The organism is Roseateles sp. P5_E8 (genome assembly GCF_054177665.1).
Map to the genome: position 1 here is coordinate 25,150 of NZ_JBGCUM010000047.1, position 19,554 is coordinate 44,703.

The 19,554-nt window shown below is 69.1% G+C and carries 16 protein-coding genes and 1 pseudogene; 10 read left to right on the forward strand and 7 right to left on the reverse strand.

Annotated features, from left to right (window positions below; all coding sequences use genetic code 11):
- The first annotated feature begins 43 nt into the window (after positions 1–43).
- The 6 genes from ACXRVZ_RS21570 (at position 44) to paoC (ending at position 8,755) form a co-directional block, all read left to right on the forward strand.
- Positions 44–1,741, forward strand: coding sequence for a DUF1800 domain-containing protein (locus ACXRVZ_RS21570; protein ID WP_457425454.1), 1,698 nt, complete (start codon positions 44–46; stop codon positions 1,739–1,741).
- Positions 1,738–3,114 carry a DUF1501 domain-containing protein gene (locus ACXRVZ_RS21575; RefSeq protein WP_457425456.1) on the forward strand — a complete coding sequence of 459 codons (1,377 nt, stop codon included), beginning with the start codon at positions 1,738–1,740 and terminating at the stop codon, positions 3,112–3,114. The genes ACXRVZ_RS21570 and ACXRVZ_RS21575 overlap by 4 nt, the downstream gene beginning before the upstream one ends.
- Positions 3,115–3,122: 8 nt before the next feature.
- The gene (locus ACXRVZ_RS21580) at positions 3,123–4,868 is read left to right on the forward strand and encodes a gamma-glutamyltransferase family protein (protein WP_457425457.1); all 1,746 of its coding nucleotides are present in this window, start codon (positions 3,123–3,125) and stop codon (positions 4,866–4,868) included.
- Between the two features lie 94 nt (positions 4,869–4,962).
- Positions 4,963–5,598, forward strand: coding sequence for an aldehyde dehydrogenase iron-sulfur subunit PaoA (paoA, locus tag ACXRVZ_RS21585; RefSeq protein ID WP_457425459.1), 636 nt, complete (start codon positions 4,963–4,965; stop codon positions 5,596–5,598).
- On the forward strand, positions 5,595–6,560 hold the full coding sequence (locus ACXRVZ_RS21590; protein ID WP_457425461.1) for an FAD binding domain-containing protein: 966 nt from the start codon (positions 5,595–5,597) through the stop codon (positions 6,558–6,560). Before paoA ends, ACXRVZ_RS21590 begins: the two co-directional genes overlap by 4 nt.
- Positions 6,557–8,755 carry an aldehyde oxidoreductase molybdenum-binding subunit PaoC gene (paoC, locus tag ACXRVZ_RS21595; RefSeq protein ID WP_458232806.1) on the forward strand — a complete coding sequence of 733 codons (2,199 nt, stop codon included), beginning with the start codon at positions 6,557–6,559 and terminating at the stop codon, positions 8,753–8,755. The genes ACXRVZ_RS21590 and paoC overlap by 4 nt, the downstream gene beginning before the upstream one ends.
- Before the next feature lie 12 nt (positions 8,756–8,767).
- Here the strand turns inward: paoC and ACXRVZ_RS21600 are convergent, their stop codons facing one another.
- The 4 genes from ACXRVZ_RS21600 to ACXRVZ_RS21615 are packed head-to-tail and all read right to left on the reverse strand — an operon-like array spanning position 8,768 to position 12,204.
- Positions 8,768–9,760, reverse strand: a complete 993-nt coding sequence (locus tag ACXRVZ_RS21600) for a Bug family tripartite tricarboxylate transporter substrate binding protein (RefSeq protein WP_458232807.1) — start codon at positions 9,758–9,760, stop codon at positions 8,768–8,770.
- Between the two features lie 26 nt (positions 9,761–9,786).
- On the reverse strand, positions 9,787–10,470 hold the full coding sequence (gene ligK, locus ACXRVZ_RS21605; protein WP_457425467.1) for a 4-carboxy-4-hydroxy-2-oxoadipate aldolase/oxaloacetate decarboxylase: 684 nt from the start codon (positions 10,468–10,470) through the stop codon (positions 9,787–9,789).
- A gap of 1 nt (position 10,471) precedes the next feature.
- Positions 10,472–11,500 carry an amidohydrolase family protein gene (locus ACXRVZ_RS21610; protein ID WP_457425469.1) on the reverse strand — a complete coding sequence of 343 codons (1,029 nt, stop codon included), beginning with the start codon at positions 11,498–11,500 and terminating at the stop codon, positions 10,472–10,474.
- A gap of 8 nt (positions 11,501–11,508) precedes the next feature.
- Positions 11,509–12,204: a substrate-binding domain-containing protein gene (locus tag ACXRVZ_RS21615; RefSeq protein WP_457425471.1), complete on the reverse strand. Its 696-nt coding sequence runs from the start codon at positions 12,202–12,204 to the stop codon at positions 11,509–11,511.
- 113 nt (positions 12,205–12,317) lie between these two features.
- Between ACXRVZ_RS21615 and ACXRVZ_RS21620 the strand changes: the two genes are divergently transcribed.
- Positions 12,318–13,202, forward strand: coding sequence for a LysR family transcriptional regulator (locus tag ACXRVZ_RS21620; protein WP_457425473.1), 885 nt, complete (start codon positions 12,318–12,320; stop codon positions 13,200–13,202).
- A 3-nt stretch (positions 13,203–13,205) separates the two neighbouring features.
- On the opposite strand, the gene ACXRVZ_RS21625 is transcribed toward ACXRVZ_RS21620, so the two are convergent.
- Positions 13,206–13,934, reverse strand: coding sequence for a siderophore-interacting protein (locus tag ACXRVZ_RS21625; RefSeq protein ID WP_457425475.1), 729 nt, complete (start codon positions 13,932–13,934; stop codon positions 13,206–13,208).
- 35 nt (positions 13,935–13,969) lie between these two features.
- On the opposite strand from ACXRVZ_RS21625, the gene ACXRVZ_RS21630 reads away from it, so the two are divergent.
- Both ACXRVZ_RS21630 and ACXRVZ_RS21635 read left to right on the forward strand, forming a co-directional pair.
- On the forward strand, positions 13,970–14,440 hold the full coding sequence (locus ACXRVZ_RS21630) for a MarR family winged helix-turn-helix transcriptional regulator (RefSeq protein ID WP_457425477.1): 471 nt from the start codon (positions 13,970–13,972) through the stop codon (positions 14,438–14,440).
- Positions 14,441–14,846: 406 nt separating this feature from the next.
- The gene (locus ACXRVZ_RS21635) at positions 14,847–16,868 is read left to right on the forward strand and encodes a hypothetical protein (protein ID WP_458232808.1); all 2,022 of its coding nucleotides are present in this window, start codon (positions 14,847–14,849) and stop codon (positions 16,866–16,868) included.
- A 94-nt stretch (positions 16,869–16,962) separates the two neighbouring features.
- Here ACXRVZ_RS21635 and ACXRVZ_RS21640 read toward each other — a convergent pair.
- Positions 16,963–17,397 (reverse strand): annotated as a pseudogene (locus ACXRVZ_RS21640) (M20/M25/M40 family metallo-hydrolase); the annotation flags it as partial.
- Between the two features lie 269 nt (positions 17,398–17,666).
- On the opposite strand from ACXRVZ_RS21640, the gene ACXRVZ_RS21645 reads away from it, so the two are divergent.
- Positions 17,667–18,995 carry an FAD-dependent oxidoreductase gene (locus ACXRVZ_RS21645; RefSeq protein WP_457425481.1) on the forward strand — a complete coding sequence of 443 codons (1,329 nt, stop codon included), beginning with the start codon at positions 17,667–17,669 and terminating at the stop codon, positions 18,993–18,995.
- Between the two features lie 30 nt (positions 18,996–19,025).
- On the opposite strand, the gene ACXRVZ_RS21650 is transcribed toward ACXRVZ_RS21645, so the two are convergent.
- Positions 19,026–19,554: aldo/keto reductase (locus ACXRVZ_RS21650; RefSeq protein ID WP_458232809.1), on the reverse strand; the 529-nt coding region annotated here is incomplete at its 5' end.

The following is a 19,554-nucleotide window of genomic DNA, read 5'->3' on the forward strand; positions in this document are numbered from 1 at the left end:
GCGCGTGGGATGGGCATCATCCGCCCCGCAACCCGGACGTTTCATGCCTGACCTGCTCGCCTTGCCGCCGGCCCCGACCGAAGACGACACGCTTTCGCCACTGACCCCGGTTGCCGCGGCACTGGCCGCCGCCACGCTGCTGAGCGCCTGCGGCGGCGGCGGTGGCGGCGACAGCAGTTCGGCACCCGGCGCGAACGCGACCGCCGCCCCACCACCACCGCCGCCGCCAACGGACGCCGAAGCCGTGCGCTTCCTCGCCCAGGCCGGCTTTGCCGCGCCGACAGCCGACATCGCCACCGTCAAGGCCAGCGGTTATGCCGCCTGGCTGGACACGCAGTTCGCCCTGCCGGTGAGCGCGGGTCATTTCGACTGGATGCTGGAGCGCGGCTATGCGGTGGAGGCCAACCGCAACAGCTTCACCGGCCTGGACAACTCGCTGTGGCGCAAGCTGATGTCGGCCCCCGACACGCTGCGCCAGCGCGTCGTGCTGGCGTTGTCGGAGATCTTCGTCGTCTCCATGAACGGCCTGCCGGTGCAGTGGCGCGGTTTCATGGGCGCGGCCTATCTGGACCTGCTTGAGCAGCACGCCTTCGGCAACTACCGCGACCTGCTGCAGGCGGTCACGCTGTCGCCTGCCATGGGCGTCTACCTCAACATGCGGGGCAACCAGAAGGAAGACACCCGCACCGGCCGCGTGCCCGACGAGAACTACGCCCGCGAGGTGATGCAGCTGTTCACCATCGGCCTGGTGCAGCTCAATGCCGACGGGTCGCCCAAGCTCGGCAGCGACGGCAAGCCGGTCGATACCTACTCGCTGACCGACATCACCGACCTGGCCCGCGTCTTCACCGGCTGGGACTACGACGGCACCAGCAGCACCGACCCGGCCTATGTGAAGAAGGCTATGGTCAACACCGCGTCGCGCTTTGCCACCGGCGCGAAGAAGGTGCTGGGCGTGGACATCCCCGCCACCGCCGACGGTGCCGCCGCCATGAAGACGGCCATGGACACGCTGGCCAACCACGCCAACGTCGGCCCCTTCCTCGGCCGGCAGTTGATCCAGCGGCTGGTGGCCTCCCATCCCAGCCCGGCCTATGTGGCGCGAGTGGCGGCCGTGTGGGCCAATAACGGCGCCGGCGTGCGCGGCGACTTGAAGGCCGTCGTGCGCGCCGTGCTGCTGGACAGCGAGGCCCGCACGGTGCCCACCGGCAATGCCGGCGGCAAGCTGCGCGAGCCGGTGCTGCGGCTGGTGCAGTGGGCGCGCAGCTTCAACGCTGCCTCGCCCACTGGCGTGTGGAACATCGGCGATACCACCAACCCCGCCACGCGCCTGGGCCAGAGCCCGCTGCGCAGCGGGTCGGTCTTCAACTTCTTCCGCCCCGGGTATGTGCCGCCAGGCTCCACACTGGGCACGAATGCTGTCACGGCGCCCGAGTTCCAGCTCTGCAACGAGAGCACGGCCGCGGGTTATCTCAATTTTCTGCAGACGGCCATTGCCAGCGGCGTGGGCGAGGTCAAGGCGAGCTACACGGCCGAGCTGACGCTGGTGGCCGACCCGCCCGCGCTGGTGGCCAATCTGGCGCTGCGCCTGGGCGGCGGTGGCATCTCGGCGGCGACCGAGTCGGCCATCGCCACGGCCATCGCCACCATCACCGCCACCAGCGACGCCGGCAAGCTCAACCGCGTTTACGCCGCCGTCCTGATGCTGATGGCCTGTCCCGAATACCTGGTCCAGAAATGAAGCTCAACCGACTCCCCGAACTGCAGCGCCGCGAGTTCCTGCGCCGCGCCTCCGCCGTCGGCATTGCCGGTACCGCCGCGCCCTGGGCGCTGTCGCTGGCCGGCATCGGCGAAGCCGCCGCCGCGACGACGCCAGGCGACTACAAGGCCCTGGTCTGCCTCTTCATGTACGGCGGCAACGACTACGGCAACACGCTCGTCCCCTACGACGCCGCCAGCCATGCCGCCTACGCCGGCATACGCCAGGCGCTGACCATCCCGCGCGACACGCTGGCCGCCACGGCGCTGCCCGTGGGCACGGACGGCCGCCAGATGGCGCTGGCGCCCCAGCTCGGCAAGCTCAAAGGGCTGTGGGATGCCGGCAAGCTGGCCGTGCAGCTCAACGTGGGCACGCTGGTGCAGCCCACCACGCTGGCCCAGTACAAGGCCAAGAGCGTGCCGYTGCCGCCCAAGCTGTTCTCGCACAACGACCAGCAATCCGTCTGGCAGGCCAGCTCGCCCGAGGGCGCCACGTCCGGCTGGGGCGGGCGCCTGGGCGACCTCTTCATGGGCGGCAACGGCACGTCCACCTTCACCTGCATCAATGTGTCGGGCAATGCCGTCTACATGGCCGGCAAGCAGGCCGTGCAATACCAGGTGTCCACGTCCGGCGCCGTGCCCATCAACGGCATCACCAAATCGCTTTACGGTTCGGCGGCCTGCTCCACGGCGCTGCGCTCGCTGATCACGGCCGACCGCACGCACTGGATGGAGGCCGAGCTGAATCGCGTCGTCAAGCGCTCGGCCGACGCGCAGGTCGCGCTCGGCGCCGCGCTGGCCGCCGTGCCTGCCTTCGGCACGACTTTCGACACGACCAGCCTCTCCACCCAGCTGCAGATGGTGGCCAAGCTCATTGCCGCGCGGCAGGGCCTGGGCGCCACGCGCCAGGTCTACTTCGTCTCCATCGGCGGCTTCGACCTGCACGACCTGCTGGCCACCCAGCACCCGCTGCTGATGGCGCAGGTCAACGACGCCATGGCCAGCTTCTACGCCGCCACCGTGGAGCTGGGCGTGGCCGACAAGGTGACCACCTTCACCGCCAGCGACTTCGGCCGCACGCTGACCAGCAACGGCGACGGCAGCGACCACGGCTGGGGCAGCCACCACTTCGTCATGGGCGGCGCGGTCAAGGGCGGGCGTTTCTACGGCGCGCTGCCGTCGGTCAGCGTCAACGGGCCCGATGATGTCGGCCAGGGCCGGCTGCTGCCCACCACGTCGGTGGACCAGCTCGCGGCGACACTGGCGACCTGGATGGGCGTGTCGACGACCGACCTACCCATGGTGTTGCCGCAGATCGGCAACTATTCGACCCGAGACCTCGGCTACTTCACATGAGCTTGCGTTTGCTTCCTGTTGCTCTGGCCTTTTTGCTTTCGCAGGCGGGGGCGGTCGAGCAACCCGAAGCAGCAACCACACGCACGTCGAAGGAGTCGAGTCTCAAGGCGCCGGCCAAGCGTTTTGCCGTCACGGCCGCCAACCCTCTCGCTGCGCGGGCGGGCCTGGAGGTCCTGCGTGCCGGCGGCTCGGCCATCGACGCCACTGTTGCCGTGCAGGCCGTGCTGGGCCTGGTGGAGCCGCAGTCCAGCGGCATTGCCGGCGGCGCCTTCCTGCTGCATTGGGACGGGCGCCAGGTGCAGACCTATGACGGCCGCGAGACGGCACCGGCCGCCGCCACGCCCGAGCTGTTCCTCAAGCCCGACGGCAAGCCGCTGGCCATGCGCGATGCCATCCTGAGTGGCCTCTCCACCGGCGTTCCTGGCGTGCTGGCCATGCTGGCCGAGGCGCATCGCCAGCATGGCCAGTTGCCCTGGGCGCGCCTGTTCGAGCCGGCCATCGCGCTCGCCGAGCAGGGCTTTGCGATCAGCCCGCGCCTGTTCGAGCTGGCCTCCAGCGAACGCGCGCTGCGCAGCGACCCGCAGGCCGCGCCTTACTTCTTCGACGCCGCCGGCAATGCCAAGCCGGTGGGATCCGTGCTGAAGAACCCGGCCTACGCCGCCGTGCTGCGCGGCATCGCCAGGCAGGGCGCCAGGGGCTTCTACGAGGGTGCCGTGGCCGAAGACATCGTGCGCCGCGTGAAGAGCCATGCGCGGCCGGGGCTGCTGACCATGACCGACCTGGCCGGCTACAAGGCCGTGACGCGCCCACCGCTGTGCAATGAATGGCGCAGTTATCGCGTCTGCGGCTTCGGCCCGCCGACCTCGGGCCATCTGACGCTGATGCAGATCCTGGGCCTGCTCGACATCCAGCCTCAGGCCGTCGCAGCCAAGGGTATGACGGCCGACTGGATGCATGCCTATGCCGAATCCGCCAAGCTCGCCTTTGCCGACCGCGCGCAGTTCATCGCCGACCCCGGCTTCGTCAGCGCGCCGGGCGGCGACTGGCTGAACCTGCTCGCACCGGCCTACCTCAAGGAGCGCGGCGCCTTAATCGGCGAGCGCGCGATGGCGCCCGCCACGGCCGGTCAACCCGGCACCAGGCTGGCCCTCGCGCCGCAGGCCGAGCAGCTCGAAGCCGGCACCAGCCAGATCAGCGTCGTCGATGCCAAGGGCCAGGCCGTGGCCATGACGACGAGTGTCGAGTCTGCCTTCGGCAACCGCGTCATGAGCGACGGCGGCACGGGGCTGGCGGGTGGCTTCATGCTGAACAACCAGCTGACCGATTTCTCGCTGAACCCCGTCGGCGCCGACGGCAAGCCGGTGGCCAACCGCGTGGAGGCTGGCAAGCGCCCGCGCTCCAGCATGGCGCCCACACTCGTCTTTGATCGCGATGCAAAGCTCGTCCTGGTCGCCGGCTCGCCGGGCGGGCCGGTCATCATCCATTACGTCGCCAAGATCATCACCGGCGCGCTGACCTGGGGCTTGCCGGTGCAGCAGGCGGTGGACCTGCCCAACTTCGGTCACTTCAACAGCGGCTCGCTGATCGTCGAGCGCGGGGCGCTGACGGCCGAGCAACTCGCGAGCCTGCGCGCTCGTGGCCATGTCGTCGTCGAGGCCGACCTGACCAGCGGCCTGCAGGTGCTGATGCGCACCCCGGCCGGCTGGGTGGGGGGTGCCGACCCGCGCCGTGAAGGCGTCGTGTTAGGGGAGTAGTCGGCCGTCCTGCGCAGCGACGGCGTTTTGTCTGACACGCGCGGTGAGGCCGTGCGACCTAGGCTGCAAAACTTCAGCAGCCCTGGGGTCGGCCATGGACGAAGTGTTCGGATGTCTTTCACGCCGGGATGTGCTGATCGCCAGCGCCGGCACGGCCACGATCTCGGTCGCTGGCGCGGCGGACGATGCGCCGCCCGCTCTCGGCAGCCCACCCGGCACGGTGCACCGGCTGACGCTGGAGATCAATGGCAAGTCGCAGACCGTCGACGTCGACACGCGCACGACGCTGCTCGACCTGCTGCGCGAGCAGCTCAAGCTGACCGGCACCAAGAAGGGCTGCGACCACGGCCAGTGCGGCGCCTGCACGGTGCTGCTGGACGGCCGGCGCATCAACAGCTGCCTGATGCTGGCCGTCATGGCGCCAGGCACCATGGTGACCACCATCGAAGGCCTGGGCGCGCCGGGCAAGCTGCACCCGCTGCAGGCGGCGTTCGTCGCCAAGGACGGCTACCAGTGCGGCTACTGCACGCCAGGACAGATCTGTTCGGCCGTGGGCATGCTGGACGAACTCCAGCGCGGCATGCCCAGCCACGCGACGCCCGACCTTGCCGTGAAGCCCCTGCTGTCCGCTGACGAACTTCGCGAGCGCATGAGCGGCAACCTCTGCCGCTGCGGCGCCTACTCCAACATCGCCGAGGCCATCACCCAGGTTGGCGGAGGTGCCGCATGAAAGCCTTCACCTTCGAGCGCGCCCGTACGCCGGCCGAGGCCGCCGCTGCCGTGGCGCAGCGGCCGGATGCGCGCTTCATTGCCGGCGGCACCAATCTGCTGGACCTGATGAAGCTGCAGATCGAGGCGCCGACGCATCTGGTGGATGTGAACGCGCTGGGCCTGGATCGCATCGACGAAACCAAGGATGGCCTGCGCATCGGCGCGCTGGTGCGCAACAGCGACCTCGCTGCCGACGCGATCGTGAAGCGCGACTACCCCGTGTTGTCGCGCGCGCTGCTCGCGGGCGCCTCGGGCCAGTTGCGCAACCGGGCGACGACGGCCGGCAACCTGTTGCAGCGCACGCGCTGCCCCTATTTCTACGACACAGCCCAGCCGTGCAACAAGCGCCAGCCGGGCAGCGGCTGCTCGGCGCTTGGCGGCGTGACACGCTCGCTGGCCGTCATCGGCGCCAGCCCGAGCTGCATCGCCACCCACCCGAGCGACATGGCCGTCGCCATGCGCGTGCTGGACGCCCAGGTCGAGACCGTCAAGCCCGACGGCCAGGTGCGTCGCATCCCGATTGCCGACTTCCACAAGCTGCCGGGCGACACGCCCCACATCGAGCATGCGCTGACGCATGGTGAGCTGATCACAGCGGTGCTGCTGCCGGCGCCCGTCGCCGGCGTGCACGTCTACCGCAAGGTGCGCGACCGCGCGTCCTATGCCTTCGCCCTCGTGTCGGTGGCGGCCATCGTGCAGCCCGACGGCAGCGGCCGCGTCGCCTTTGGCGGCGTGGCGCCCAGGCCCTGGCGCGTCGAGGCGGCCGAGGCGTCGCTGGCCAAGGGCGCCCAGGCCTTCGCGGCCCAGGCCTTTGCCGGTGCCAAGACCACCGAGGACAACGCCTTCAAGCTGCCGCTGGCCGAGCGCACGCTGGCCGGCATCCTGCAAGCAGCGAGCCAGGCCGCGAGGAGCGCGTCATGAGATTCGACAAACCCGCCACCACCAACGCCATCGACCAGGGCCGCATCGTCGGCAAGGCCACGCCGCGCATCGACGGGCCGCTGAAGACCACGGGCACGGCGCCCTATGCCTACGAGCACCACGGCGAGACGGCCGATCCGGCCATCGGCTTCATCGTCGGTGCCGGCATCGCCAAGGGCCGCATCAAGTCCATGGACCTGGCGGCGGCGCGCAAGGCACCGGGCGTCCTGGCCATCGTCACGGCGAAGAACGCCGGCAAGCTCGGCAAGGGCAGCAAGAACACCGCCAAGCTGCTGGGCGGCCCGGAGATCACGCACTACCACCAGGCGCTGGCCGTCGTCGTGGCCACGACCTTCGAGAACGCGCGCGCGGCCGCGGCGCTCATCGACATTCGCTACGAGGTCACGCCCGGCCGCTTCGACCTGGCTGCACAGAAGGCGCATGCGCCGCTGGCCAAGGGCGATGGCATGGGCGGCAAGGCGCAGACCCAGGTGGGCAACTTCGACGGCGCCTTTGCCAAGGCACCCGTGCAACTGGACGCGACCTACAGCACGCCCGACCAGGGCCACGCCATGATGGAGCCGCACGCCACGCTGGCTGCGTGGGAAGGCCGGAAGCTCACCGTGTGGACGGCCAACCAGATGATCGGCTGGGCGGTCGAGGACCTGGCCAAGACGCTGGGCATCCCCAAGGCCAACGTGCACGTGAAGTCGCCCTATATCGGTGGCGGCTTCGGCGGCAAGCTCTTCCTGCGCGCCGACGTGCTGCTGGCCGCCCTGGGTGCCCGTGCTGTGAACCGGCCCGTCAAGATCGCGCTGACGCGGCCCCTGATGTTCAACAACACGACGCACCGCCCGGCCACCATCCAGCGCATCCGCATCGGCGCCGACAAGGACGGCCGCATCGGCGCGATTGCGCACGAGAGCTGGTCCGGCGACCTGCCCGGCGGCGGGCCCGAGACGGCGCCCGCGCAGACGCGCCTGCTCTATGCCGGCGAGCACCGGCTCACGGCTATGCGCCTGGCCGTGCTGGACCTGCCCGAAGGCAATGCGATGCGCGCGCCCGGCGAGGCGCCGGGGCTGATGGCGCTGGAGATCGCCATGGACGAGATGGCCGAGATGCTGGGCCTGGACCCAATCGATTTCCGCCTGCGCAACGACACCCAGGTCGACCCGGAGAAGCCGCAGCGGCCGTTCTCGCAGCGCCGCCTGGCCGAGTGTTTCAAGCTGGGCGCTGAACGCTTCGGCTGGAACAAGCGCTCGCCCAAGCCGGCCCAGGTGCGCGAGGGGCGCTGGCTGGTGGGCCTGGGCGTGGCGGCGGCCTTCCGCAACAACCTGTCCATGAAGTCCAAGGCCCGCGTGCGCATCGACGGCGAGGGCCACATCGTCGTCGAGACCGACATGACCGACATCGGCACGGGCAGCTACACCATCATTGCCCAGACCGCCGCCGAAACGATGGGCGTGCCACTGGACCGTGTGCGCGTGCGGCTGGGCGATTCGGAGTTCCCGGTGTCCTGCGGCTCGGGTGGGCAATGGGGCGCCAACAACTCCTGCGCCGGCGTGTTCGCGGCCTGCATGAAGTTACGGAGCATGGTGGCGGCGAAGGCAGGTTTGGGTGACGACGCAGCCTTTGTCGACGGCGAGGTGCGCGGCGGCGGCAAGGCTGTGCCGCTGGAGTCCTTCAGCGGCCTCGTGGCCGAAGACGGCATCGAGTACGGCGACCTCGACAAGCGCTTCCAGCAATCGACCTTCGGCGCGCATTTCGTCGAAGCGGCGGTGGACGCCTTCACCGGCGAGATCCGCGTGCGGCGCATGCTGGCCGTGTGCGCGGCGGGCCGCATCATCAACCCCACCTCGGCGCGCAGCCAGGTCATCGGCGCGATGACGATGGGCGTCGGCGCGGCGCTGATGGAGGAGCTGCAGGTGGACACTCGCCGCGGCTTCTTCGTCAACCATGACCTGGCCGGCTACGAGGTGCCGGTGCATGCCGACATCCCGCACCAGGACGTGGTGTTCCTGGACGAGACCGACCCGACCTCGTCGCCGATGAAGGCCAAGGGTGTGGGYGAGCTSGGCATCTGCGGCGTGGGCGCCGCGGTGGCSAACGCCRTCTACAACGCCACSGGCGTGCGCGTGCGSRACTACCCSRTCACGYTGGACAAGCTGCTGAAAGGGCTGCCGTCGGTGGTTTGATGCGCGCGACGCTCAGTCCAGGGCGACCTTGGCGCGCCTGATCACGTCGGCGTACTTGGCGGACTCGGCGGCGATAAACGCGGTGAACTGCTCGCGCGTGACCGGGAAGGGCTCGTAGCCGAAGGCGGCGTAGCGCTCCTTCATGTCCGGCTCGGCCAGCGAGGCGGCGATGTCCTGGTTGATCTTGTCGGCCACGTCCTTGGGCAGGCCCTTGGGCGCGGCGATGGTGGTCCAGCCGGTCATCTCGTAGCCCGCCGGGCCGCGCGACTCGGCCACCGTCGGCAGGTCCGGGAAGGCGCCGTGCCGCTGCGGCGCCGTGACGGCGATGAAGCGCAGCTTGCCGGCGCGGTACAGCGGGCCGGCCGTGGCCAGCGAGCCCAGCGCCCAGCGCAGCTCGCCATTGGCCACGCCGGTGTAGAGCAGCKAGGTCTCCTTGTAGACGACGTGCTGCATCTGCGTGCCGCTCATGGCCTCCAGCAGCGCCGAGCCCAGGTGCACCGGGTTGCCGACCGACCAGGAGCCGTAGTTCAGCTCGCCGGGGTGGGCCTTGGCATCGGCCAGGATGTCGCCAACGGTCTTGTAGGGGCTGTTGGCGGCCACGGCCACGAAGAAATAGGTGCGGAACAGCGGCGCCACGGGCTCAAAGTCGCGCACCGGGTCGTAGGGCAGCTTCTTGAACAGGTGCGGGTAGGCGACCAGGTGGACGTTGTCGAGCTGGATCAGGTCGTAGCCATCCGTCGCGCCGCGCTTGAAGGCGTCGATGGCGAGAAAGCCATTAGCGCCCGGCTTGTTCTCGACGATGACCGGCTTGCCCCAGCGGCGCTGCAGCTTCTCGGCCAGCACGCGCAGCACGGCCTCGGGGCCGGAGCCGGCGGGGAAGGGCGTGAGGATGCGCACGGGTTTGGTCGGGAAGTCCGTCGCGAAGGCCGACCCTGCGAGGGCCAGCGCCGTGAGGGCCAGCGTGAGTCGGCCGAAAGCGCTGCGGCGCGGCATCCTTGTAGTCATCGTTGTCTCCGTTTGTTGTGCGGGATTCAGTCGATGTAGCGCAGTCCGGCCTTGGCCAGTGGCTCGCGCATCTTGTACATGTCCAGCCCCAGTACGCCCGAGGCGAGAGTTTCGCGCTTGGCGAGTTCGAGCGCCTCGCGGGCGGCGGCGGCCTCCAGTGTCTGCGCGGCGCGCGCGGCCGGCACGCAGACGACGCCGTCATCGTCCGCGACGATGACGTCGCCCGGCGTGACCCACATGCCGGCGCAGACGACAGCGATGTTGACCGAGCCCAGCGTCGCCTTGATCGTGCCCTTGGCCGAGACGTGGCGGCTCCAGACCGGGAAGCCCATCTTGGCCAGCGTCTTCACGTCGCGCACACCGGCATCGATGACCAGGGCGCGTGCGCCGCGCGCCTGGAAGGACGTGGCCAGCAGGTCGCCGAAGTAGCCGTCGCTGCATTCCGCGGTGACTGCCGCCACGACGATGTCACCCGGCTGGATCTGCTCCGCCGCGACATGCATCATCCAGTTGTCGCCCGGCTGCAGCAGCACGGTGACCGCCGTGCCCGAGACCTGGGCGCCGGCGTAGATGGGCCGCATATACGGCTTGAGCAAGCCGACGCGGCCCATGGCCTCGTGCACGGTGGCCGAGCCATAACGCGCCAGACCATCGGCGGCGGCGCGCTCGGCGCGCTGGATGTTGCGGTAGACGACGCCCAGTTCGTACATCTCAAAGTCCCTTCTGCTTCAGCTGCGCATCCAGGCGCGGGAAGACTCGGCGGGCATTGGCCTCGAACACCTGATGACGCTCCTCGTCGCTGAGGTTGGCTGTGGCCTCGACATAGCGCCGGGTGTCGTCGTAGTAGTGGCCGGTCTCGGGGTCGATGCCGCGCACGGCGCCGATCATCTCGGAGGCGAACAAGATGTTCTTCACCGGGATCACCTTGGTCAGCAGGTCAATGCCGGGCTGGTGATAGACGCAGGTGTCGAAAAAGATGTTGTTCAGCAGGTGGTCTTGCAGCAGCGGCTTCTTCAGCTCCTGGGCCAGGCCGCGAAAGCGACCCCAGTGGTAGGGCACCGCGCCGCCACCGTGGGGGATGAGGAACTTCAGCGTCGGGAAATCCTTGAACAGGTCGCTGGTCAGGCACTGCATGAAGGCCGTCGTATCGGCGTTCAGGTAGTGGGCGCCGGTGGTGTGGAAGCAGGCATTGCAGCTGGTCGACACATGGACCATGGCCGGGATGTCGTACTCGACCATCTTTTCGTAGATGGGGTACCAGTGCCGGTCCGACAGCGGCGGCGACGTCCAGTGGCCGCCGGACGGGTCGGGGTTGAGGTTGATGCCGACGTTGCCGAACTGCTCCACGCACTTGACCAGTTCGGGGATGCAGCTGGCCGGGTCCACGCCGGGCGACTGGGGCAGCATGGCGGCCGGCACGAAGTGGTCGGGGAAGAGCTGGGCCACGCGGTAGCAGAGCTCGTTGCAGATGGCGGCCCAGGTGCTGGACGTCTCGAAGCTGCCGATGTGGTGGGCCATGAAGCTGGCGCGCGGGCTGAAGATGGTCAGGTCCGAGCCGCGCTGCTTCATCAGCCGGAGCTGGTTGGTCTCGATGCTCTCGCGGAGCTCGTTGTCGCTGATCTTCAGGTCGGCGGGCGAGGGCGCGCGGGTCGGGTCCTTGAGCGCGGCGACTTGCAGGTCGCGCCAGGCGCCGAGGGCCGCCGGGGCCGTCGTGTAGTGGCCGTGGACGTCGATGATCATGGGGTCTTTCAGGTAGAAGTGGATGGGCTCATGCCGTGGCTGCGCTTCAGGACCGCCGTGGCCGGGCTGGCCAGGAAGTCCAGCAAGCCTTGCGCGGCTTCGCCTTGCGTGCTGTGCGCACCGACGGCGCCGGCAAAGGTCGTGACGATGTCCAGTTCGGGCGGCAGGCCGCCCAGCAGCGTGATGCCGGCCAGGCCTTGCAGTTCGGTGAGCTGCTGGAAGCCGATCTCGGCCTCGCCGTCGGCGACCAGCCGGCCCACGGGCACGCCGGGCCGGGCCAGCACCAGGCGGGCTTGCAGCGTCTCGGCCAGGCCCCAGCGTTCGAAAATCTGCAGCAGCGCCCGGCCGCTGGGGCCGGTGGAATAACCGATGCTGCGCGCGTCCAGCAGGCTGCGGCGCAGGGCGTCCTCCGAGCTGATGTCGGGCTGGGGCGCACCTTCACGCACGGCCACGGCCACGCGCGAATCGGCCAGCGCACGGGGGGCGCTCACCAGGCCTTGCGCGGCCAGCGCTTCGAGCGCATCGCCGGCCAGCACGACGACGTCGAACACCTCGCCGGCCTGCACGCGGCGCGCGGCATCGACGCCGCCGACCGACTCCAGCCGCACCACCGAGCCTTGCGCCTGCTCGTAGGCCTGCGTCAGCTCGCGCAGCAGCGCCTGGGTGGCCATGGAAGACAGCAGCGTGAGTTGGGGTGGTGACATGGCGAGTGCAGTGGCAGCGTGCCGCATTCTTGTGATCCCGGGCTAGTCCAACAAGTTCTGGCCGGCGCTAGCTGCTATTCGTTCCCGGCATGGCCGATGCGATGATGCCCCGCATGAACCTGAACCAGCTGGAGACCTTCGTCCATGTGGCCGAGCACGGCAGCTTCAGCAAGGCGGCGCTGGTGCTGGGCGTGGCCCAGCCGGCGCTGAGCCGCCAGGTGCGCGCGCTGGAGGTGGAGCTGCACGAGACACTGCTGCTGCGCAATGGCCGCGGCGTGCAGCTGACCGAGGCGGGGCGGCGCCTGCTGCAGCATTGCCAGGACATCCTGCACCTGGTCAGCCAGGCCAAGGAGGACTTGCTGGCCCAGCGCAACGAGCCGGTGGGCCACATCACCATTGCGATGCCGCCTACCCTGGCGCGGCTGCACACGCTGGCGCTGATCCAGGCCTTCCAGGCCGAGCTGCCGCTGGCGCGGCTGGCCATCATGGAGGGCTTCTCCACGCACCTGACCGAATGGCTGCTGACCGGCCGCACCGACCTCGCGCTGATCTACAGCCCCGAGCCGCTGCCGGCGCTGGAGATCCTGCCGCTGCGCCAGGAGAAGCTCTGCCTGGTGAGCCCGGCCGGCGAGGCACCGTCGCGCCCGGTCAGCCTGCGCCAGCTGGCGCGCTACCCGCTGGTGATGCCGCAGCGCGGCCACATCTTCCGCAGCCTGATGGAGTCGTCGGCGGCGATGGCGGGCGTGCAGCTCAATGTGCTGTGGGAGGTCTCCAGCGTGCCGGCCATCCTGGACCTGGTGGCCGCCGGCATCGGCCACGCGGCGCTGGGCGAGGAGGCCATACGCGCAGCCGAGCAGCCAGAGCGGCTGGCGATCACGCCCTTTGCCGGCACCGAGATCAGCGCGACGCTGTGCCTGGTGACGCCGGCGCAGAAACGCGCCACGCCGCTGCTGCAGCGCAGCGCCGCCTTGCTGATGCGGCTGATGCGAGGTAGTTGAACCTCAGGCCTCCAGCGTCTCGTGGAAAGCCGTGGCGCCGGCCTTCCAGTAGGCGGCGACCTTCATCGCCTCCTTGGGCAGGCCCTTGTCCGCGAGCAGGGCGCGCACCTGGGCCATGGCGGCCGCCTCGCCCGAGGCCCAGGCAAAGCCCTCGCCCTCGGGCAGCTGCAGCGTGGCGACGGCGGCGTGCAGGGCCTCAGTCGTGTCGAACCATTGCAGCGTTGCGCGTGCCCGGCCGGCGGGCAGCAGGCGGTCGGCCGGGTCGACCTGCAGCAGCACGATGACCCGCGCGTCGGCGGGCAGCTCTTCGAGGCGACGGCGCACCGCAGGCAGCGCGGAGTCGTCGCCGATCAGCAGATGCCAGTCGTAGTCGGCCGGGATGACCATGGAGCCGCGCGGGCCGGCCACCACCAGGCGCTGGCCCACGCTGGCCTGCTGCGCCCATTCGGAGGCCGCGCCGGCACCGTGCAGCGCGAACTCGAGGGTCAGCTCCTGGCGTGCGGTGTCGAAGCTGCGCGGCGTGTAGTCGCGCTTGGCGTCGTCGCCGAAGAACAGCTTGACGTGGTCGTCAAAGGAGTCGGAACGAAAGCTCGCCAGCGACTCGCCGTGCAGCGTGACAGCGACGAAGTTGGGGCTTTGCTGCTCGACGCGCGTGACTTCGAGATCACGGCGCTGCAGCTCGTGGCGGATGCGCTGGATGCGGCGCAGGGGAGGGGTGATGGATTCGGACATGATGCTTTGGACATTGGTTGATAATGTCATCCATCATGCGCAAACAAGTTGATACTGTCAACCATAAATCCAGCCTGCCCGAGGAGGTTGTGGAAAGCGTCCACACGGTCATGCACCTGTTCCGCTCACTGCAGTTCCAGGCCTTGAAGGACGGCGCGCATGACCTGAGCCATATGGAGGCCAAGGCGCTGGGCTTCTTCGCCGCCCGACCGGGCGCCACGCAGAGCGAGCTGGTGCAGCACGCCGGGCGTGACAAGGGCCAGGTGGCGCGGCTGATTGCGGGCCTGCGCGAGCGTGGCCTGCTGGAGGCCGGCGCCGATGCGGCGGACAAGCGCAGCGTGCGCCTGCAGGTCAGTGCAGAGGGCAAGGCCTTGCAGCAGCAGGTGCGCAAGCAGGCCCAGCGCGTCTCGACCCAGGCCGTCAGCGGGCTGGACGAGGCGGAGTGCCAGCAGCTGCTGGCGCTGCTGGGCAAGCTGCGCGAGAACCTCGCCGGCGGCGGGGCCTAGATCTGGCAGTTGGGCACGGCCCCAGTCAAGCCGCCCCACGAAATGGAACGGTTCCACGCTGCCTGGTAGGGCAACCAATGGCGGTAGCGGTAACCGCGAGTTCGTCCGCTCCGCCAGCGTCGGCCAGTTGCGCACGACCGAGACGTCAAATTCTTCAGCTGGGAAGAGAGGCACGGCGGAACCGGGTGCATCTGTGGCTGTCGTTTGATCGGGGGACAGCAGGCAACCTGAGAGCGCTACCATTGCCCGCCGGGTTGGCCAGGCTCTTGACGTGGATTGGCCAGCGCATCGAAACCCTCGTCCGCATCCTGCGGGCGGCTGATCCATGGACGATCCTGTGACCTCATCCGCTGCCTTCACAAGACGACACCTGCTGCTAGGAACCGCAGCGCTCGCGGGCGCCTGCATGCCCCAGGCTCACGCGTCATCCCCTGCTGCAATCAAGAGCACCATCGACACACGCCAGCGCTTCAAGCCGATCAACCCCTACCTCTACGGCGGCTTCCTGGAACACGGGGCCAACATCATCAACCACACGATGTGGGCCGAGATGCTGCACGACCGGAAGTTCTACTACGGCGTGCTGGAGGCCGAGGAACCCAAGCCCGACCCGGCCAACTTCCGCGCGGCCATGGCCTACATCCACAAGTGGACCGCCGTGGGCCCCATGGCCAGCGTCTCGCTCGACACGGCCGACGCCTACGTGGGCGAACACAGCCCGGCCATCGAACTGAGCCCCACGACGCCGCATGGCATCAGCCAAGGGCATATCGCCCTCCTCGGCGGCAAGACCTACACCGGCCGCATCGTGCTCAAGGCGACGCAGCCCACCGACATCACCCTGACGCTGGCCGAAGCGGCCGGCCGCGAACAGACGCTGAAGCTCAAGGCCGGCGCTGCTTGGAGCACCCTGCCCTTCAAGTTCACCGCATCGGGCGACGCCACCGAGGCGCGGCTGAGCTTCACCGCTACCGGCTCAGGCAAGCTGTTGATCGGCGCGGTCTCGCTGATGCCGGCCGACAACATCAAGGGCTTCCGCGCCGACACCATCGCGCTGATGAAGGAGATGGACTGCAAGATCCTTCGCATGCCGGGCGGCAACTTCATCTCGGCTTATGACTGGAAGGACACCATCGGCGACTCCGACAAGCGCCCGCCGATCTTCGACCCCGTCTGGAAGGCGCTGCAGCCCAACGACGCCGGCCTCGACGAGCTGCTGCAGATGTGCGAGCTCATCCAGTGCGAGCCCTACTGGTGCGTCAACACCGGCTATGGCGAGCCCCGCTCCGGCGCCGAGATCGTCGAGTACGTGAACGGCGCGGCCAACACCTTCTGGGGCGCCAAGCGGGCCGCCAACGGGCGGGTGCAGCCCTACAAGGTCAAGTACTGGAACATCGGCAATGAGATGTACGGCCACTGGCAGTTCGGCCACATGGCGCGCGAGCAGTACGTCATCAAGCACAACCTGTTCGCCGACGCGATGCGCAAGGTCGATCCGTCGATCTACATCATCGCGCCCGGCGGTTTTGTTGACGAGATGACGACCGGCCAGGGCATCTTCGTGGCCGGCCAGCCCGAAGTGAAGGTCGGTTCGGACCGCGACTGGGCCTACGGCATGTTCAAGTTCTCCAAGGGCAAGTTCGACGCGCTGGCCACGCACGCCTACCCGCCCGAGAACAAGCGCTTCGACCTCCAGACCGGCAAGCTCTTCGACGTCAAGCAGTCGCTGAGCGAATGGTCCCGCCAGCCGGCCAATCGCATCGCGACGATGGTGGACGCGTGGGAGGACTACAAGAAGCTCTTTCCCGAGTTGGCCGAGGGCAAGGTGTTCTTCGACGAGTGGGCCTACAGCTTCCGCGATAGCTTCAAGGGCACGCTGCCTATCGCCATCGCCTTCCACGAGTTCTTCAAGCAYACCGACTTCATCGACATGGCCGGCTACACGATGGCCACCGCCTGGATGAACGTGACGCCGACGGGCTCGGCCATCAGCGCCAAAGGCCGCGTCTTCCAGCTCTACAACCGGCATTTCGGCAGCGTCCCGGTGAGCGTCGGCGGCAACTCGCCCCAGCCGGCGCCTGCCTATCCCGCCGGTGGCGACCAGCCGCGCGTGAACACCGGCAGCGCCACCTACCCTCTCGACGTGATGGCTGCACTGAGCAAGGACCAGCAGGTGCTGACCGTGGCCGTCGTGAATCCGACGGAGACGGCGCAAAGCCTGGAGCTCAGCTTCGATGGATTCGCCACCGGCTCAGAGGGCAGGATCTGGTCGCTGGTGGGCAAGAGCCTTGAAGCCACCAACGCGGTGGGCGCGAAGCCCGAGGTCGTCATCGAAGAGGMGCGCTTCGATGCACGCGCCAGGCGCTTTGACATCGCTCCGGCGACGGTCAGGATCTACAACTTCCCGAAGGCGTCGGCGCCGCGGTGAACGTGCCTTGGTCGACGCGGTACGACCGACCACGTCGACTCCCTCGAAGCGCCACGGGCACGCATTGCGGCCAATTGACCGTGGGCGCGAACAGCAAGCCGTCGGCCAGCATCGCCGCCGCGCCGAGCCCGTGCTCCTCGGCCGCTGGAAGATGAACCGCACGGTGCCGGCGAAGTCGCGGCGCGCAGTCAGGAATTGAACGGCACCCGGCAGCATCGCCATGTGGCCGTCGTGCCCGCTAGCGTGCATGCAGCCCGCGTTCGCCGAAGCGTATGCCCGTCCGGCGCCGTCTCCGACATCACCAGGGCGTCCATGTCGGCCCGTAGTCCAATCACGCCCGGGCCGGAGCCCACCTTGAGCGACGCGACAACGCCGGTTCCTCCGATGCCCCGGTGACCTCCAGCCCGAGCATCTGCAGAACTTGCGCGACACGCTCTGACGTGCCTCGTTCGTTGAACCCCGTCTCCGGAAAGCGGTGGAAGTCCTGACGCCAGCGCACCCAACCGGATTCCAGCGTCTTCTCGTCCATCTCGACCACCGTGTCGCTCCTCGTGGTTGCTGGGAGAATTGCTAGGGCATCACGGTGAGCGACGGCCGCGGGCAGCTAGCCCGTCCTCGCGCAGATGGAACACGACGCTCACGGGGACGAAGGCGACCTGCTGGCCCCCACTTCGCCGCGTCGCGGCCCTTAAAGATGATCTGTCCGACCTGGCTGATGCACTTGCGCGAGCGGCCCCCTTGGTCTCGATGTGAGCAGATGACCATCGCGCTCCTGCTGACACCAGCTACCCTGCGGCCATGAATATCGCCGTCATCGGTGGCGGCATCGCCGGCTTGGTGGCTGCGTGGCAGCTGTCGCGGCGCCATGCGGTGACGCTGTTCGAACGCCATGCGGTGCCCGGCTTCGTCGCCAGCTCGGTGGCGGTGGACGCCGCCGCCCCAGGCCTGCGGGTCGACGTGCCGCTGCGCGTGTTCTACCCCGGCTACTACCCGACGCTGAGTCGCCTGTATGCCGAGCTCGGCGTGGCCACCGAGCCCGTGGACTACGCCACCACCTTCAGCGGCTGCGACGGCCGTGCCTACTTCCGTTGGCGCAACGCCCGCCTGGGTGGCTGGTCGCTGCCCTATGTGCTGCCACATGACGTGGCCAGCGCGCGCGGGTGGCGCATCGTGCAGGGAGCGCTGCGCTTCCATGCCCGGGCGCGCGCGGCGCAGGCGGCTGGAGATCTGGGTGCCGCGAGCATCGGCGAGTTCGTCACTGCCGAGCGCATCGCCCCAGACTTCGTTGACGGCCTGCTGTTGCCGGCCATCGCCACCATCGGCACTTGCAGCACAGCAGACGCACGCGCCTACCCCGCTGCCGTGGTCGCTGGCTACGCCACCGCGGGCGTGGGGCGCCAGAGCGTGCGCCGTGCGCGTGACGGCGCCGACGCGGTGGCCGCGAAGCTGCTGGCCGGCATCACGCGCGTGCAGTGCAGCGCCGGCGTGGTGGCTGTTCGGCGCAGGCCGGGCGTGGCCGCATCGACGTGCCCCACCGACGCCGGGCGGGTGGTGGTGCAGTGCGCCGCGGGCGAGGAGACTTTCGACCATGTTGTGTTCGCCACGCAGGCCAACCAGGCCCTCACGCTGCTGGCCGACGCCGCGCCGGACGAGACGGCGGCGCTGGTCGCTTTCCGCTACCGGGCGCTGGAGGTGCTGATGCACCGCGACACGGCGCTGATGCCGCAGCGCCGCGCCGACTGGTCGCCGGTGAACGCTCGCGTTTGCGCCGAACACGAGCAGCCCGAAAGCACGATCTGGATCAACCGCGTGCAGCCGGGGCTGCGCCATGCCGCGCCGCTGTTCCAGACCGTGATGCCGCAGCGCTCGCCGCGAGACGACTGTGTCATCGGCCACGCCCGCTTCGAGCGCCCGCTGGTTGGCGTCGGCAGTGCTGCGGCCTTGGTCTCGCTGCAGCGGTTGCATGCGCAACCTGAGCGCCGCGTGTGGTGGTGCGGCTCCTACGCCGAAACCGGCGTGCCGCTGCTGGAGAGCGCGGTGCGGTCCGCGCTGGCGGTGGCCGCGCGGTTGGAGGCTTGCGCTGCCCAGACGCCGGCCGGAGGCCGCTTGACGGCGGGTGTTGCATAGCCGTGGTCCAGTCGCCGCCGTCGTGAAAGCCTAGAACTCTTCCGTGTCGATCTCGGTCTGCGTCGCTGCGCTGTAGCGGGCGCCGCTGACGGTGTGGCGGTTGATAAGCTCGCCCAGGCGCACCAACGTTGCCGCATCCAGCTCCAGCTGCGGCGCGGCCATCAGCTCCCACAGGTGCTCGGGATTGGACGTGCCCGGGATGGGCACGATGTGCTCGCCCTGATGCAGCAGCCAGACCAGCGCCAGCGTGGCCGGCGCGCAGTTCAGCCCTGCGGCCTCGTCCTGGAAGCCGTCCAGCAGCCGCAGATTCGCCGCGTAGTTCTCCGGCGAAAACCGAGGCATGGCGCGGCGGATGTCCTTGGGCTCCAGCTTGCTCACGTCGCGCAGTTCGCCACCAAGGAAGCCACGCGCCAGCGGGCTGAAGGCGACGAAGGCGATGCCCAGCTCGCGGCAGGTGTCGAGCACGGCGATCTCGGGGTTGCGCGTCCACAGCGAGTACTCGGTCTGCAGCGCGRCAATGGGGTGCACCGCATGCGCTCGCTTGAGCGTTGCGGCCGAG

Bases quoted from the DNA above. Each gene is read 5' to 3' on its own strand.
- ACXRVZ_RS21570 (WP_457425454.1), top strand. From the start codon at position 44: ATGCCTGACCTGCTCGCCTTGCCGCCGGCCCCGACCGAAGACGACACG.
- paoA (WP_457425459.1), top strand. From the start codon at position 4,963: ATGGACGAAGTGTTCGGATGTCTTTCACGCCGGGATGTGCTGATCGCC.
- ACXRVZ_RS21590 (WP_457425461.1), top strand. From the start codon at position 5,595: ATGAAAGCCTTCACCTTCGAGCGCGCCCGTACGCCGGCCGAGGCCGCC.
- ligK (WP_457425467.1), bottom strand. From the start codon at position 10,470: ATGTACGAACTGGGCGTCGTCTACCGCAACATCCAGCGCGCCGAGCGC.
- ACXRVZ_RS21610 (WP_457425469.1), bottom strand. From the start codon at position 11,500: ATGATCATCGACGTCCACGGCCACTACACGACGGCCCCGGCGGCCCTC.
- ACXRVZ_RS21615 (WP_457425471.1), bottom strand. From the start codon at position 12,204: ATGTCACCACCCCAACTCACGCTGCTGTCTTCCATGGCCACCCAGGCG.
- ACXRVZ_RS21620 (WP_457425473.1), top strand. From the start codon at position 12,318: ATGAACCTGAACCAGCTGGAGACCTTCGTCCATGTGGCCGAGCACGGC.
- ACXRVZ_RS21625 (WP_457425475.1), bottom strand. From the start codon at position 13,934: ATGTCCGAATCCATCACCCCTCCCCTGCGCCGCATCCAGCGCATCCGC.
- ACXRVZ_RS21630 (WP_457425477.1), top strand. From the start codon at position 13,970: ATGCGCAAACAAGTTGATACTGTCAACCATAAATCCAGCCTGCCCGAG.
- ACXRVZ_RS21645 (WP_457425481.1), top strand. From the start codon at position 17,667: ATGAATATCGCCGTCATCGGTGGCGGCATCGCCGGCTTGGTGGCTGCG.